The 15,003-nt window shown below is 64.4% G+C and carries 14 protein-coding genes and 1 pseudogene; 12 read left to right on the forward strand and 3 right to left on the reverse strand.

Going from position 1 to position 15,003, the window contains the following annotated elements; all coding sequences use genetic code 11:
• The first annotated feature begins 5 nt into the window (after positions 1–5).
• The 11 genes and pseudogenes from HMPREF9058_RS07150 (at position 6) to HMPREF9058_RS07190 (ending at position 8,652) form a co-directional block, all read left to right on the forward strand.
• Positions 6–944 carry a hypothetical protein gene (locus HMPREF9058_RS07150; RefSeq protein ID WP_254654087.1) on the forward strand — a complete coding sequence of 313 codons (939 nt, stop codon included), beginning with the start codon at positions 6–8 and terminating at the stop codon, positions 942–944.
• A 503-nt stretch (positions 945–1,447) separates the two neighbouring features.
• Positions 1,448–1,930: a hypothetical protein gene (locus HMPREF9058_RS13075; RefSeq protein ID WP_254654088.1), complete on the forward strand. Its 483-nt coding sequence runs from the start codon at positions 1,448–1,450 to the stop codon at positions 1,928–1,930.
• A gap of 462 nt (positions 1,931–2,392) precedes the next feature.
• Positions 2,393–3,004, forward strand: a complete 612-nt coding sequence (locus HMPREF9058_RS13430) for a hypothetical protein (protein WP_254654089.1) — start codon at positions 2,393–2,395, stop codon at positions 3,002–3,004.
• 90 nt (positions 3,005–3,094) lie between these two features.
• Entirely contained in the window at positions 3,095–3,451 is a 357-nt protein-coding gene (locus HMPREF9058_RS07160) for a type II toxin-antitoxin system RelE/ParE family toxin (RefSeq protein WP_009406632.1), read from the forward strand.
• 2 nt (positions 3,452–3,453) lie between these two features.
• A complete protein-coding gene (locus tag HMPREF9058_RS07165) occupies positions 3,454–3,759 on the forward strand; it encodes a helix-turn-helix transcriptional regulator (protein ID WP_009747710.1) in 306 nt (101 codons plus the stop codon).
• 395 nt (positions 3,760–4,154) lie between these two features.
• On the forward strand, positions 4,155–4,874 hold the full coding sequence (locus tag HMPREF9058_RS13080; protein ID WP_009747674.1) for a hypothetical protein: 720 nt from the start codon (positions 4,155–4,157) through the stop codon (positions 4,872–4,874).
• Between the two features lie 17 nt (positions 4,875–4,891).
• Positions 4,892–5,954, forward strand: a pseudogene (locus tag HMPREF9058_RS13795) (hypothetical protein).
• A 208-nt stretch (positions 5,955–6,162) separates the two neighbouring features.
• On the forward strand, positions 6,163–6,384 hold the full coding sequence (locus HMPREF9058_RS07175) for a type II toxin-antitoxin system Phd/YefM family antitoxin (protein ID WP_009747670.1): 222 nt from the start codon (positions 6,163–6,165) through the stop codon (positions 6,382–6,384).
• Positions 6,381–6,773 (forward strand): type II toxin-antitoxin system VapC family toxin, encoded by a 393-nt coding sequence (locus tag HMPREF9058_RS07180; RefSeq protein WP_003788050.1) that lies wholly within the window; start codon positions 6,381–6,383, stop codon positions 6,771–6,773. Before HMPREF9058_RS07175 ends, HMPREF9058_RS07180 begins: the two co-directional genes overlap by 4 nt.
• A 559-nt stretch (positions 6,774–7,332) precedes the next feature.
• A complete protein-coding gene (locus HMPREF9058_RS07185; RefSeq protein WP_009747695.1) occupies positions 7,333–8,037 on the forward strand; it encodes a hypothetical protein in 705 nt (234 codons plus the stop codon).
• Positions 8,038–8,154: 117 nt separating this feature from the next.
• The gene (locus tag HMPREF9058_RS07190) at positions 8,155–8,652 is read left to right on the forward strand and encodes a Dps family protein (RefSeq protein WP_175284704.1); all 498 of its coding nucleotides are present in this window, start codon (positions 8,155–8,157) and stop codon (positions 8,650–8,652) included.
• A 600-nt stretch (positions 8,653–9,252) separates the two neighbouring features.
• On the opposite strand, the gene HMPREF9058_RS07195 is transcribed toward HMPREF9058_RS07190, so the two are convergent.
• Both HMPREF9058_RS07195 and HMPREF9058_RS12805 read right to left on the reverse strand, forming a co-directional pair.
• A complete protein-coding gene (locus HMPREF9058_RS07195; RefSeq protein WP_009406648.1) occupies positions 9,253–10,443 on the reverse strand; it encodes a hypothetical protein in 1,191 nt (396 codons plus the stop codon).
• 34 nt (positions 10,444–10,477) lie between these two features.
• Positions 10,478–11,215: a hypothetical protein gene (locus tag HMPREF9058_RS12805; RefSeq protein ID WP_009406617.1), complete on the reverse strand. Its 738-nt coding sequence runs from the start codon at positions 11,213–11,215 to the stop codon at positions 10,478–10,480.
• Between the two features lie 176 nt (positions 11,216–11,391).
• On the opposite strand from HMPREF9058_RS12805, the gene HMPREF9058_RS13435 reads away from it, so the two are divergent.
• Positions 11,392–12,570: an OmpA family protein gene (locus tag HMPREF9058_RS13435; RefSeq protein WP_009406626.1), complete on the forward strand. Its 1,179-nt coding sequence runs from the start codon at positions 11,392–11,394 to the stop codon at positions 12,568–12,570.
• A gap of 66 nt (positions 12,571–12,636) precedes the next feature.
• On the opposite strand, the gene HMPREF9058_RS07215 is transcribed toward HMPREF9058_RS13435, so the two are convergent.
• Positions 12,637–14,421, reverse strand: coding sequence for a tetratricopeptide repeat protein (locus HMPREF9058_RS07215; protein ID WP_043537894.1), 1,785 nt, complete (start codon positions 14,419–14,421; stop codon positions 12,637–12,639).
• Between the last annotated feature and the right edge of the window lie 582 nt (positions 14,422–15,003).

The following is a 15,003-nucleotide window of genomic DNA, read 5'->3' on the forward strand; positions in this document are numbered from 1 at the left end:
CGAGTGTGACGACGGCCGGTTCTGGTGGGGGTGACGGTGGTGGGGTGACGTCCTCGTCGTCGTCCAGCACGGAGGTGACTGTGGCGCCGGTGTGCTTCTACAAGCCCGGCGACACGGGAGCTGAGGCCGCCCAAGGTATTGGGAGGGTGAAGGAGCAGCTCGACTCCGACGTGAAGAAGGCTCCCGGGCAATATAAGAAAAGGGTTCAAAAGGATCATGACGAGGCCACACAGCGGATCGACAAGAACTACCCTGACTATGAGTCCCACAAGGACGACACCCAGGGCCGCTGGTACGGGCGCTACTGTGACGCGTCTCGGTTGAGTCCTGGGACCAACCCGACCTTCAAGGAGGACCTCGAGAAAGAGCGTAAGGCCTTCTATGAGGCCAACCCTGATCAGAACATCTGGGTCCCGGCCGGTCAGCAGGCCCCCAGGCCGTATATCTCGGGGACCCGCCTGGCGAAGGTCGCCTGGGAGGCTGTGAAGATCCCCGCCCCGACGGTGGAGACCAACCCGAAGGTCGGCCCCCAGGGGGCGACCCTGGTGGGGATGGACACCTGGGTGTGGGCCACCGGCAACACGCCGACCAGCGTGACCGCCAAGGCCACCGCCGGCAGCACCACCGCCACCATCACCGCCGGGTCGTCTGGTCTGCAGCTGTCAGCACCCGATGGGAAGGCCTCCTGCACCGGCTTCGGTATCGCCTGGCACTCCGGCATGCCCGAGGGATCCAGCCCCTGCACCATTTCCTTCAACCGCAGCTCAGCCCACCTGGGTGGTACCACACCACTGACCATCAAGGTCGCCTACTCAGCCTCCTACACCGCCACCGACGGCAACACCGGCACCCTGCCCGCCATCACCACCACCAGCACCGTCAACCTCCCCGTCGCCGAGGTCCAGACCCTGACCACCAACGGAAAGAACCCCCGCCAGAACTGAACCGGCAACGGCATCGAAAGCAGCCAGTCCCCGTCAGTGCACCCACGCACTGGCGGGGACATTCCTCAACGGCGACAAAAGGTCTTCGCTGGCGTCGTTTCGGACGAGGACTTGTACTGACTGCCGATGCACCACCTTCGCTTTAGGGGTGCCATAGATGATGCCGCGACTTCTCCCGGAGCTGTGACATTGTTGTGATCTGGCGGGTAGAGTCAAGGAGTTCCTGCTGCGCCGGGAGACAGTGCTCGGCCCGATCGTGGAGGTGTTCCCTCATGGCTCGTTCCCTTGTCGGCCTGTCCGGTCGCTGTCGTGTTGCCAGCGTCCTGGGAGTGGGCCTGCTCGCAGGCTCACTCGCTCTGGCTGGTTGCTCGTCGAGCAGCCCGAGAAGCGGAGGCACGATCCCGCCTCTCAACACTGGGGGAACCAGTGGTAGTTCGACGGCGTCACCGGCGGCGACGTCTGCTGCGTCGGCTGGTGCGAGCGGTGCTGCCAGCACCGGTGCGGTGACTGCTGAGTCCCTGTCCGACCCCGAGCTGGGCTACACCGTGGTGTCCATCCCCGACGGCCTGGACGCCACCCAGACCAAGGTCCTTCAGGACTTCATCGCCTACGACAAGGCCACCTGGCGAATCTGGTTCGGCGGAGGAAAAGACACAACAGGAATCGACAAAGTTGCCACTGGGTCAACGTTGCAGCACGTTATCAACAATGCGGCCAAGATGAAGGCCGATGGTCGGCGCGCGCAGCCACCCGTGCGAGTCTCCGTGTCAGATGTTTATGTGGATGGCGGTGGGGTGTCGGCGCAGGTGACGATATGCGTTGATCAAAGAAAAATGTCAATGCTTGATGATAAGGGTAATGATGTGACAACTCAAGCAGACAGAGGCCAGGTGCCGTTAGCGACAAGGATGGTGCATCCCGGCAATAACGGCTGGCTAGCCACTGAAGAGCAGCAGGGGCAGGACGGGGAGTGCTCAGTCGATTAGGAGGTGGGCGAGATGGGGAAGACGCGAGCATTAAGAAGGAATTTGCTCGTCACGTTCGCCGCATTGGGTATTGCTGCTGGCGTCCTGCAGCCCGTTGGTGCCGAAGCAAAAGAGACTACTACTGCTGGTGGGGATGTCTCGGCGTCGGGTGATGGTGGTGGTGAAATCACTGCGTCTGTGACCGTGGAGTATGTGACTGCGGGGTCGGGTGGTGATGGTGGAGGTGTTACGTCCTCGTCATCTGAGTCGGTTTCTGTAAATCCCATCTGTCGTTACGTTCCTTTCGTGAGTCCCGCGGAATTGAAAGGAATGATGAAGGGGTCCAATAAGCAAGAGCCAAGCGATAGTGACATGAGTAAACTATATCCCGGTTATGAGGAGCACAAGAACGACAGTGGGGGGAGCTGGTACGTGTGGTCTTGCAAGATGTTGTACCTGGCCCCTGCTCTTGGTGGTTCTCGTGTGTCTGAGGAGGAGAGGGCTGAGGATGCCCGGGAGATCAGTGAGTTCTACGCGAATAATCCTGATGAGATCATCTGGGTTGATCCCGGTGCGAGCCCGCCGGCTCCTCGTATCTCGGCAGGTCGACTCGCCCGGGCCGCATGGAAAGTGGTGAAGATTCCTGCTCCGACGGTTCAGACGAATCCGAAGGTTGGTTCCCAGGGTGCGACGCTGGTGGGGATGGATACCTGGGTGTGGGCTACTGGTGAGACTCCAACGAGTGTCAAGGCGACCGCGACGGCCGGGGCGACGTCGGTGACTGTCACTGCTGGGTCTTCTGGTCTGCAGCTGTCGGCCCCCGATGGGAAGGCGTCCTGCACCGGCTTCGGTATCGCCTGGCACTCCGGCATGCCTGAGGGCTCCAGCCCCTGCACCATTTCCTTCAACCGGTCCAGCGCTCACCTGGGTGGCAGCACGCCGCTGACGATCAAGGTCGCCTACTCGGCCTCCTACTCCGGTAGTGATGGGAGTAGCGGTACCCTGCCGGCCATCACCACCACCAGTACCGTCAACCTCCCCGTCGCCGAGGTCCAGACCTTGACCACCAACCACACCAACCCCCGCCAAAACTGAGGTGGGACAAACGACTTGACCGTGCCACAGGCACAGTAAGAACGAGAGTATCGTCTTGTCGCGATATCACGTGAATGACATACTGGGTCTGTGCGATGGACGGTTGAATTCTCCGACGAGGTTCTGACCTGGTATCAGGGCCTGACCCCCGAGGGGAAGGCGGCGACCCGTCGCGTGCTGGCTCGGCTGGAGGATGCCGGGTACATGCTCGGAATGCCGTTGTCGAAACAGCTGGGCGGAGGCCTGCGCGAACTGCGGTTCACCTGCGAGGGGGTGGCGAGACGGATCACGTACGTTCTCGAACCCGAACGGAAGGCCATCACGCTGACCACCTTCCGCAAGCAGCGCCAGAGCGAGCGGCGGGAGATCCTGCGAGCCCGGCGGGCCCAGGCGGCCTATCAATTCGCTCAGGCAGCGACCAAGGACGTCCGAAAGAGGAGGAAGTAATCATGAGGACCACACCGTTCCGGCAGGCTGAGGCCGAGGCTCTGGCTGCTATGACCCCGGATGAGCGTGCCCGATTCGATGTCGCTGAGGCTGAGGAAGAGGCCCGCTTGCAGCTCGCTGAGCTCGTCTACGCCGCACGTACACGTGCAGGGCTGACCCAGGCCGAGTTGGCTAGGCGCATGGGAACCCAGCAGTCAGTCATCTCCGCCGTCGAGAACGGTGGGCGGGTTCCTTCCGTCTCGACTCTCTGGCGTATCGCCCACGCACTGAACCTGCGCCTGACCATCGACATGGCCGCCGCGAGCTGAACCCAGTCTCCCTCCGACTATCCGCCCGCCGCCCCACCGCAGGGGCGGCGCGCTGTCATGTACCTGGACGACCTCTGGACACCGTCGGCCCAGCTGTAGGAGCGGCAGCCCACTAACCCGGACTGCCTGGATCTGCGGGTGAGGGTGACAGGCCTACCCAGTGACGTGGGGGCCATACTGTGGTGCACTCTCGGGCGTGTGAGCTCTGTGCTCGCACCGCTGCGGGGCGTCGCTGCGGAATCTTGCAGCGACGTGATCGGGTGAGTCTGCTCGTGCTGGTGGAGGCTGCCGGAGGCGCCGTAGTCCGTGACGTTGTTGTGATGTGGCGGGTAGAGTCATGGGGTTGCTGCTGTGCCGGGAGATTGTGCTCGGCCCGATCCTGGAGGTGTTCCCTCATGGCTCGTTCCCTTGCTCGCCTGTCTGGTCGCTGTCGTATAGCCAGCGCGCTGGGAGTCGGCGCGCTGGCTGCCTCGCTGGCCCTGGCTGGCTGCTCGTCAAGTAGCCCGAAAGGCGGAGGCACGATCCCGCCCCTCAACACTGCGGGCGCCAGCAATGGTTCGACGGCGCCTGCGTCTGCCTCGGGTGGGGCGTCGGCTGGTGCGAGCGGCGCTGCCAGTGCCAGTGCCGGTGCGGTGACTGCTGAGTCCCTGTCCGACCCCGACCTGGGCTACACCGTGGTCTCCATCCCCAAAGACCTGGACGCCACCCAGACCAAGGTCCTTCAGGACTTCATCGCCTACGACAAAGTAACCTGGCGAATCTGGTTCGGCGGAGGAAAAGACACAACAGGAATCGACAAAGTTGCTACAGGGCTGACGTTGCAACGTGTCATCAATAATGCATCTAAAATGGCGGGGGAGGGTCAGCATGCCCAACCGCCAGTAAGAGTGTCTATATCTGAAGTTGTCGTGTATGACAACAAGACTGTAGCACAAGTGACAATGTGTGTCGATCAGAAACAAATGAAGATGATCGACAGCAATGGAAATGACGTGACTAAGCCTGAGCATAAAATTCAAGTGCCGTCAAGTACCAGGATGACCAATCCTGACGGTAAGACCTGGCTGGCCACTGAGGGGCAGCGCGGACAGGATGGAGAGTGTTCCGTTGAGTAGGCGAGGTCGGTGAAACAATGCGATTGACTCGAGTGAAGTTACCTGTACTGCTTGTTGGTCTGGGAATGCTTTTCGGCGTTCTGTGTGTTCCTGGTGTAAGGGCTGATGAAGCTACTGTCGGAGGGGGTGCGTCGGCGTCGGGTGATGGTGGTGGTGAGATCACTGCGTCTGTGAGCGTGGAGTATGTGACTGCGGGGTCGGGAGGTGATGGTGGGGGTGTCACGACCTCGTCCTCGGAGGCGGTGACGGTGGACCCTGTCTGCAAGTATGTTCACTTCATGAGCCCGGCCGAGCTTGCGGCTAAGGGTGGGGCCAATGCCCACGGCTTCACCGGAGACTTAGCAATGACTCCCTATACCGGTCGGGGTCTTCCGGACTATGAGAAGCACAAGAACGACAGCGGGGGGGAGTTGGTACGTGCGCTCGTGCAAGATGTTGTACCTGGCCCCCTCTCTTGGCGGCTCCTCTGTCTCCCAGGAGGAGAAGGCCGAGCACGCCCAGGAGATCCGTGAGTTCTACGCGAGTAATCCTGACGAGTTCATCTGGGTCGAGCCCGGCGCCGGCCCACCGGCTCCTCGTATCTCGGCAGGTCGACTCGCCCGGGCCGCGTGGAAGGTGGTGAAGATTCCTGCTCCGACGGTTCAGACGAATCCGAAGGTCGGCTCCCAGGGTGCGACGCTGGTGGGGATGGATACCTGGGTGTGGGCTACTGGTGAGACTCCAACGAGTGTCAAGGCGACCGCGACGGCGGGGAGTACCTCTGTGACTGTCACTGCTGGGTCTTCTGGTCTGCAGCTGTCGGCCCCCGATGGGAAGGCCTCCTGCACCGGCTTCGGTATCGCCTGGCACTCCGGCATGCCTGAGGGGTCGAGTCCCTGCACGATCTCCTTCAACCGCAGCTCGGCCCACCTGGGTGGTGCCACGCCGTTGACGATCAAGGTCGCCTACTCGGCCTCCTACTCCGGTAGTGATGGGAGTAGCGGCACCCTGCCGGCCATCACCACCACCAGTACCGTCAACCTCCCCGTCGCCGAGGTCCAGACCCTGACCACCAACGGAAAGAACCCCCGCCAGAACTGAGCTGGCCACGGCATCTAAAGCAGTCATTCCCCGTCAGCACGCCCGCGTACTGACGGGGACATCCTGCGCGTTGGGGGACAGGATTCCTGTCCCCCAACGCGTGACTGGTCTCTGGCCGGAGGGGAATGTCCCCGACCATGAGGGTGGGCGGCGGCGCAACCTGACCAACCTGGTTGACCAGGTCGCTTTCTCCTGGGACCATCAATGCATGAAGACGGTGAAGGTTCAGGAGGCGAAGACGCATTTGTCGGCGCTGTTGGTGGAGGTCGAGCAGGGGACGACCATCAACATCGCCCGAGGGCGTCAGACAGTGGCGCGCTTGGTTCCAGTCGAGGGCGAGCGGGAGCTGGGCTTCGGCGGATACCAGCTGCCGGACACGTTCTTCGACGAGCTGCCGGAGGAGGAGCTGAGTGCCTGGGAGGGTGCATGAAGGGCTACCTACTCGATACGCACGCGCTCATGTGGGCGATCAATGAGCCCTCGCGTCTGGGCGGGAGGGCTGTCGAGGTGCTGCGAGACCGAGGGAATCTCGTGGTGGTCTCCGCCGCCAGTGCATGGGAGCTGCATACCAAGAACCGCATTGGGAAACTGCCTGGAGCGGGGCCGTGGCTGGATGCTCTCGAGGGGCACGTGCGACGGCTCGGAGCGGAGTTCTTGCCCATCGAGTGGTCGCACGCGCGCTTGAGCGGGCAGCTTGAGTGGTCGCATCGCGATCCCTTTGATCGGATGCTGGCGGCGCAAGCGATGTACGAGTCGCTTGCGTTGGTGACGCGCGATCCGGCCTTCGAGGAACTGTCCGGTGTGACGATCCTGTGGTGAGTGGTCGTTGCCTAGATGTATGAGGTCATGACGTTGGCGACCTGTGTTGGGGTGCGGGTGGCGGGGTGTGGGCCATTGGTGAGACTCCAGCTGTTGCCAAGGTGACCGCGAAGGTGACCGTGACTGCCCGGGCCTGGTGTCCCGGGCTGTTGGTCAGGTTGGTCCGGTCTCGTCGCGGTGGGCGGGGAGACCTCGGGCGGCTCGCTTCCTCACGGGGATCTTCGACGCTGTCTGGGACACTTCACCGTGGCTGGGGGCACTCCGTTCCAGGCAGGGGCTGTTTGTGCGTCGGGGGACGGAAAACCTGTCCCCCAGTGCGCAGGGTGTCCCTGTCGATGACGAGCCCTTGACATCGGCCATCATCCTGGATGGCCTGACCGGCAAGCCTGCGCAGCAGGCCTGGTTCCTCCTTCTGAGGACTGTTGGCATCACGTACCCTCGCCAGAACAGGGGTGTAGCAAGGAGGGCGACGAAGGTCGAGACATGTTCGTGACCTTCGCGGTAGTGTCAACGGGTTGGTTTCCGCCGGGTTGATTCCGGCCGACAGTCAGGAGCCCCCGTGGCACATGCCGAGAACCGCCCCGCGAGTCGAGCCGTGGGCCGTCGTCGAGCCGCCGCACTGGGCTGCCTGCTGCTCGCCGGCTCACTGGCCCTGACCGGCTGCTCCTCTAAGGACTCCAAGCCCGATGCTAAGGCGCCTGCCAGCAGAGCCGTCTCCGCGGGGAAGCCGACGTCGGCCTCCTCAGCCGCCGTCACGGCGTCGAGCACCGCCGGCACCGTCACCGCGGCCTCCCTGTCCGATACCCAGCTCGGGTACACCGTCACCGCGATCCCCGCCGGCCTCGACGCCAAGCGGGTCGTGATCCTCCAGGACTTCGTGGCCTACGACCAAATGTCCTGGAAGCTGTGGGTCGGCGGCGGACAGGACACCAGCAAGGTCCCCACCGTTACCACCGGCAACCTCCAGCAGCAGCTCATCAACGACGCCTCCACCTTGCAGAATACGGGGCAGAAGGCCAAGACCCCCGTCAAGGTCGCGATCTCCGAGGTCGCCATGAGCGCGGACGGCCAGAGCGCCACCGTCACCTACTGCGTGGACCTGACGCAGGTGACGTACGTCGACGCACAGGGCGCGGATGTCACCGACCCTTCCAACAAGGCGCGAATCCCGGCGAAGAACACCATGGTGCCCGGCAGCGGCGGGCACTGGCTCGCCTCCGAGGAGGAGGAGACCGGCGAGCCGAACACCTGCAAGGTCGGCTGAGTGGATCGCCAGAGAAGCCCGTCGGGGCAGGTGAGCCTTGGTTTCGGGTGAGGTATGGCTTGCCTGTGAATCATAAGTAACACCCACGGAGACTCGCGACGTAGTAAAGTGATGGCCATGAACGCAGACACCATGACAACACCGTCCATCAACCTCTCCTTCACCGCCTCCGCCGCCCTGAGCGACAACCTCCAGCGCGTCCTGACCGACCTCATCGCCCTCGAGCTGGTCGGCAAGCAGATCCACTGGAACATCGTTGGCCCGAACTTCCGCGACGTCCACCTCAACCTTGACGAGGTCGTCGACATCGCTCGCGCCGGCTCCGACGAGGTCGCCGAGCGCATGCGCGCCATCAACGCCGTCCCCGACGGCCGCCCGGCCACCGTCTCCGCCGCCACCACCCTCCCGGCTGCCCCCGAGGGCGAGATCCTCACGAGCGAGGGCGTCGCCTACATCGTCTCCGCCATCGAGGCCGTCGTCGCCACCCTGCGCGGCGTGGACGAGGACGTCGACTCCGAGGACCCCACCTCCTCCGGCATCGTGGAGGACCTCATCGGCAAGCTCGAGCAGCAGGCCTGGTTCCTCTCCGCCGAGGTCCGCAAGCCCGTGCGCTGAGTCGGACTGAGGAGCGGCGCAGCCGCAACCACAGCTGATGACGGTGGGCGATCCCGAGCACTTCGGGGTCGCCCACCGTCGTTTATTCAGGCCTCACCTCAGTTCGTGCAGACCCAGAAGGTTATTCAGGGGAGGGTGTTGGGGTTTGGGTGGGTGTGTTACGCAGGGGTGATGGCTCGTTCTTGTGGGCGAATTCTTTTCGCCAGACAAAAGCTCTATAAGAAAACGAGCCATCGTCGTGGAGTATGCCGCTGGGCTGAGTGAGACTTATTCACAGAGTCAGCCGACGCCAGCATCTTCGCGGGTCACAGCACCTTCAACGGATGCTGTGAATAAGCCTCAAGCAGTGTCCGAAAAACACCCAGCAGTCCAAGTGGGCGACTCGTCGGGCGGTTTGCCCGGGTGGTCGCTGTCTCGGCTCTACACCAGCCAGAAGGCTCGGTGCTCAGGGCACACGACGCCAGCACCGCACTGGTGGCAGCCGGTGCGCCAGCTGCCCTGGCATGACGGACACGGCACGAGCTTGTTCTCACAGTACGGGCACCGCTCGGACGACCTGTTCCTTCTGGGGATCCAAGTCCACGTGGTCCACCGCATCGCTCAGCCCTCCTGGTCGGGGGAGACTTGCTGCTCGATGGCGTCCAGACGGATGTCCATGGCGGTCGTGACCTCGGGACTTCCTACTGTGTGGATGAAGGTCGTGATGTAGACGTTCTGGGCGTCTGCCACGGCATGTCCGATGAGCTCGATCTCGTTCTGGATTCGCTCATCCACCGCTTTGGAGCGTATCTCGGCGGCCTCGATCCTCTCGGGGAGGTCAGGATACTTCTGCTTGAGGCGGTTCTCCTTTGTCGTCAGCGTCTCGACCTTTCGCAGGGCTTGGTGGTACACCTTGGCCTCGGGTGTGTCGAGGAGCTCGATGAAGGCGATGGTCAGAGGAAAGGCGATCTGCATGGTCGTGAGCCCTGCGGTGGTCGCTACTTTGAGAAATTTGCCCGTCGTCGCAGCGCCTGCGTCCGAAGGCCCGAGCCCTGAAAGGTCTGAAGCCGCTTGGGTGATGGCGGCATCCCGTAGCGCGGTGAGCATGACCGAGACGCACACCAGCACGACGAGGAAGCTTCCCAGCGCCAGCCACTTCGCCGGGTGCCGGTCCTGGAACGAGCAGGCGACCTGCCGCGCGGCGGCGAACAGGATGATGGCCAGGGCGCCGGCGATGATGTAGGTTTCCACGACCCCGAGCCCCAAGAAGCTCAGGCCCATGTAGTTGAACAGGATCTCGCCGCCGAAGGCGACGACGACGGCGCTCAGCAGCCCGAAGTGCCGCAAGACGTAACTTTTCTTCTCGACCCTGGCGGTGGCGGAAGAGCCGATGCTGGCGATGCAGGCGGCTCTTGCCTCATCAGCCTCAGCCTTCGCTCGGGCGGTGCGCTTCTCGGCCTCCTGCTGCTGGCGCAAGGTAGCCTTGAGGGCTCCGATCATGCTCAGTTGGTTGAGGCAGTCCTCATTCGCGCGAATCCTGGCTTCGGAGACCTTGACCTGCCCCCAGCTCGCGAGCCGCTTGAGGTACTCCAGCTGTCGTGTGCCAGTACTCAGGGAGTCGGCGTCATGGATCGGGCTGTTGGCGTCGGCGATGGCCTGCTGTTCGGCGATGGCCAGGAAGGTGGCGTGGTTGGCCGGCGTGGTCGGTACCTGTGCCGTCAGAGCACTGGCGTCATCGGAGTGTGCAGTCAGGTCGCTCTCAACGAGCGTTCGGCGGTTCATACCCGTCAGTGCAGGGAAGAAGTACTTCATCGTTGTCTCCTCAGTGGATCACGTAGGCTGATGGTCAGTGCCCGGTCGCCGGGTCCAGAGTGGGGTCTCGGAACGGGGACCACCGCCAGGCGATGACATCGACGTCGTCGGTGATGTGGGTGTGCAGGAAGGGCAGGTCGTTCTCGTACCAGTGGACCGTGGGCTGGCAGACGGGGATCGGCGCGCCGATAACCCGTCGCGCCCCGACGAACCGGGTCCACCAGGGGCCGCGCTCCAGGCCCCGGCGGTATGCCGCGATACGGCTGGAGCTGATGGCGGCCAGCTCTCGGACGAGGTCTCGGGCCTGGTCATGGAGAAAGCGGCGGGTCTCCAGGGATGAGGACAGGCGCTCTCGTGCGGCCCGTAGATCGGCGGCGTCGGCCTGGGCGCGGGCCGCCGCTGCCCGCTGGGCCTGCAGGATGCGGTAGGTCTCCAACGGAGTGCCTGCCGTCGTGGGTGGGGGTGGGATGGACGACGTCGGGTGCCCCAGGGAGCGGATGCGCTCGACGTCAACGGCGATAGATGCGTCGACATCGGCGACGCTGTCGTGCAGCTCCTCCGAGACGAGCTGGATGGCCGCGTTGGTACGGTTGACCTCTGCTGAGATCCAGGGGGTGGTTCCGTCGTCGCGGACGACCGTCCGGTGGTCACGCCGGCCCTGGCGCTCTGCCTGCTTGGGGTCCGGTGCATGTCCAGGACGGTCACTCGGTGTGCTCAGGCCGAGCCGGGTGCGGTGCTGGGGAGTGACAGAGGGGGAATGCGTGCTGTCCATGGTCTTTCGGACGGATGGGGGAGTGTCGTGCGCGGTAGGGCCAGCTGAGTGGCGTATGACAGGCCTGAGTGAGCGCGTGGCTTCGCTGTAGGCACGGTCATGAGGTGGATCTCTCGAGTGGACTCGCGTCACCGCCCCTCGCGGGTCCCCACAGACCCTCGTCCGTCAGAAGTGGCATGAGACACCATCGTGGCGCACGGCGCCTGATCACGTACTGTTCCATCGTCCTTGCCCTCGTTCTGGGCGGCACCACGCTGACCGCCTGCGACGTCGGCGGTTCCTCGATGGCCTCCAACCCCCGGGAGCGCATCGCGTTCGTCTACTCCACCCGGGCGAACCAACCCGCCTTGGACGTCTGGAAGCCCTCGCCGCTGGATGGCGAGATTCTCGATGCCGTCGGGACGAACGGCGTGGTGACCTTCCACTCCACCGACGGCGAGCCCACCACCGTCGGGCAGCTCTCGCTGAAGGTGCGCACCTCGAACCCTCAGGTGACCAAGCAGGACCGTGTGGCCCTCGCCAAGAGTATCCGCGAGCACCTGGCGTCCTCGGTGGCCGAGTCCCCGGAGGCGGACGTGCTTGCCGGGATCGCTGACGCCGCCGACGAGGTCCGAGGCAGCGACCACCCGACCATTATCGTCATCGATAACGGACTGCCGACGGTCGGCTCAGCCTCCTTTCCCCAGACGGGCCTGCTGTCCACCGACGCCGACGTCGCGGCCAGTGTCAGCGCCATGGCGAGCGCGCGGATGCTGCCCGACCTCACGGGGGTGACCCTGCGCTGGTACGGAATGGGCGAGACCGCCTCGCTCCAGGGGAGGCTGGATGAGGCCGCCCAGTCCCGTCTGGAAGGCATTTGGCAGACGGTGGTCGAAAGCGCCGGTGGGACCCTGGACATCGTGCCCCGGGGAATGGCGACGACGAATGCTCCCGCCGACCTGCCGGATGTCACCCCCGTGGACCCATCCCCGACGTCGCTCGGCGGTCTGACGGTGAGCCTGCCTGAGTCAGTGCTCCCCTTCGTCGCCGACGCGGCAACGTTCCTGGACCCTGCGGCGGCGCAGACCACGGTGGCATCCGTGGCAGGCCAGATCGCGGCCTCCAGGCTTACCCGTACGGTCGTCACCGGTTGCACGGCGATGGCGGGTACACCTGAGGGGCGCCAGACTCTGAGTACCGACCGGGCTCAGGCGGTGGCTGACCTGCTCGTCGCCAACGGCGTTCCCGCCGCCTCGGTCACCGTGCAGGGCAAGGGGGCGCAGTGCCCTGGGCGCGTCAACGACGTCGACGAAACCGGTACCCTGATCGAGGCGGCCGCCCGTGCCAACAGGGTCGTGATCATCGAGGCAAGCTGAACCAGGACGCCGCGGTGGAGCCCGGTGGGACGACTCACCGTACCCCACCGCCGCGCCTCGTCCGCTTCACCGGTAGCGGCTGACTGGGCGGACGGTGTGCGGGTGAGTGTCGGGATCGTCGTCGGAGGCGGAGTAGTCGCCCAGGGCGATGCGGCTGCGGAAGGGAAGCGACAGCCGCGGCCCGGCCGAACGCCGAATCCGTGCTGACAAATCGGCGTGGCTCAGCGTTCCCGCGGCCAGGCTCTCCGGTAGGAGTGAGGATCCGGCCTCGGAGAGCTGGAGGGTCTCGACGCCGTAGGTCCACGGTCGGCCCGCCGGTGCCGGATCGGACGATTCTTGCGAGGCAGACACGGTACCGGCCATGCGCCAGGTCGCCACCAGCTCACCGATGAGTGCCGCGTCGCCGGCCTCGGAGGCAACCAGCAGCGCGAAGTCCATGGACGGCTGTGCCACTCGGTTGATCCACAGGACTCTGCCTTCTTCGTCCGGAAACTGGAAACGCCGACGCTCTGCGTCCCTCGCCGCCTCAACCGACAGCGCCTGGGCTCGCCGGAGCAGGTCAGAGCGCTCACGGGCGTTATCAGCACCATGAGACAAGCGCAGACAGGCCTGCGCCTCCTCGTAGTCGACGACTCCGGTCTCAAATCGCATCCCCAACTCGTGGAACCATCCGCGGGCCTGGGCGAACAGGGCGGCGGCCTCGGGGTACCTCCCCTGGTCTGCGATGACGACGGCTAGGTTCAGCACGGTCAGCGCCTGATTGTCGAGGCCTGCCTCACCGGCCGCGAACTCCTGGAGGGCTCGACGATAGCCTTCCTCGGCGTCGGCAAGCCGGTCCTGATCCTTCAAGGTGTTAGCCAGGTTGAGCCACGTGGTACCGACGAGAGACTGCGGTCCTTCGTCTTTGTCGAGCAGATCCAGTGCCTCCCGGCACTGGGTCTCGGCCTGCGAGGAACGATCCTGCTGGCGCTGGACCATGGCGAGGTTCATCATCGTTCGGGCACGCTCTGCGGCGGGAATGCCTAGCTTGGCGTAGTCGTGGAGCGCTTGGGTGAACAGTTCCTCGGACGTCTCCCACCGTCCTTGCTCCATCGTCGTCAGGGCGAGGTTCTGCACGGTGTAGGCCCGATTGAACCCTGCGCCCTCGGTCTGGTCGAAGATCCTCAGTGCGTCGCGGTAGGCGAGCTCCGAGTCCGAGAGCCTGCCAGACTTTCGATGTGCGTTGCCGAGGTTGACCAGCGCGCACGCATGGTCGGGGCCGGACCCGTCAGCGCCCTCCAGGTAGTGCAGCGCGCGACGAAACGACTCCACCGAGGCGGGGAGATCGCCTTGCTCCATCTCGATGACGCCGAGGTTCGACAGCGCTCGTCCGAGGTCGATCTCGCAACCCTCGGCGTGAATGAAGACAGCCAGGCTCTCCCGGCAGAAGCGCTCTGCTTCGACGAGGTTCTCCTGGTCCGCGAGAGCCTCGGACAGACGCAGCGCCGTCCGAGCACGATCAAGATCGCTGTCGGGGACCTCCTCGAGCTGCTCAAGGGCCTGTCGGAAGAGAGCCTCCGCCTCGGCCAGACGATTCTCCTTGCAGAGGATGCCGGCCAGGTTTGTCATGATGCCCACTCGGTCTCGCAGGCAGCGCAGACGATCAGTGGGGTGGTGACGCTCGTAGCGGCCGATGGCCGTGAGCGACGCCTCGTAGAGGTCACGGGCCTCGTCGTGCTCATTGAGTGCGTCGAGGCTCAGGGCCAGGTTGGCGAGGCAGTGAGCGTACTCGATGGACGAATGAGGACGCTCCACCTCCATGAAGGCGTCACGGGCCAGTCGGAAGAAGGTGACGGCCTCAAAGTATCTCAAGGAGTCAACGCTCTCGTTCCCCCGCTCGTATAGTTCCGTTGCGCGGGCGAGCGCTTCCTGCGCAGTCGATGAGCGTGTCATGACGGCCTCCCCCGCTTCCTTCGGGCACGTGCGTCTGCAGGCGGCTCGCCGAGGACGGCGGGCCGGGAACGAGTGTCTCACCCTCCTGGAGCGCGGTAGCGCTCCATCCGCCATGGGGCGGATCGCGCCGCGACCGCCGCCATCCGTCAGTACAGGTGTCAGAGGAACTCCAGCTGAAGGAAGGGGGTGTCAACGATGGCCACCTGCAACTGCCAGTGCGCATGGTGCAAGGAGGCGCGAGCAAACCAGTACTCAACTCACAGCTGCTCGCAGATTCCCGCGTGTTCTAAGACCAAGTGAGTGAGGAAGGAGGGTCGTGATGAGCAGGCTGCTGGCCTACGCCATGTACATCTGCCGGGGCTGCGGCGCTGAGATCGCCTACCCGCAGCGATTCGTGCGCTGCCCCGTGTGCGGCATCAAGTACAACTGACAGGGAAAGGTGGTTGGGGCCGGGCGGTGAGCCCGGCCCCAACCACGTGGTTGTGCCGCGAGAACCGGGCG

The organism is Actinomyces sp. oral taxon 175 str. F0384 (assembly GCF_000223355.1).
Lineage (GTDB): Bacteria > Actinomycetota > Actinomycetes > Actinomycetales > Actinomycetaceae > Actinomyces > Actinomyces oris.

What these genes read in the sequence shown, in the direction of transcription:
- HMPREF9058_RS13080 (WP_009747674.1), top strand. Translation starts at nt 4,155, where the DNA reads ATGGCTCGTTCCCTTGCTCGCCTGTCTGGTCGCTGTCGTATAGCCAGC.
- HMPREF9058_RS13435 (WP_009406626.1), top strand. Translation starts at nt 11,392, where the DNA reads ATGAGACACCATCGTGGCGCACGGCGCCTGATCACGTACTGTTCCATC.
- HMPREF9058_RS07175 (WP_009747670.1), top strand. Translation starts at nt 6,163, where the DNA reads ATGAAGACGGTGAAGGTTCAGGAGGCGAAGACGCATTTGTCGGCGCTG.
- HMPREF9058_RS07180 (WP_003788050.1), top strand. Translation starts at nt 6,381, where the DNA reads ATGAAGGGCTACCTACTCGATACGCACGCGCTCATGTGGGCGATCAAT.
- HMPREF9058_RS12805 (WP_009406617.1), bottom strand. Translation starts at nt 11,215, where the DNA reads ATGGACAGCACGCATTCCCCCTCTGTCACTCCCCAGCACCGCACCCGG.
- HMPREF9058_RS07195 (WP_009406648.1), bottom strand. Translation starts at nt 10,443, where the DNA reads ATGAAGTACTTCTTCCCTGCACTGACGGGTATGAACCGCCGAACGCTC.
- HMPREF9058_RS07165 (WP_009747710.1), top strand. Translation starts at nt 3,454, where the DNA reads ATGAGGACCACACCGTTCCGGCAGGCTGAGGCCGAGGCTCTGGCTGCT.
- HMPREF9058_RS07190 (WP_175284704.1), top strand. Translation starts at nt 8,155, where the DNA reads ATGAACGCAGACACCATGACAACACCGTCCATCAACCTCTCCTTCACC.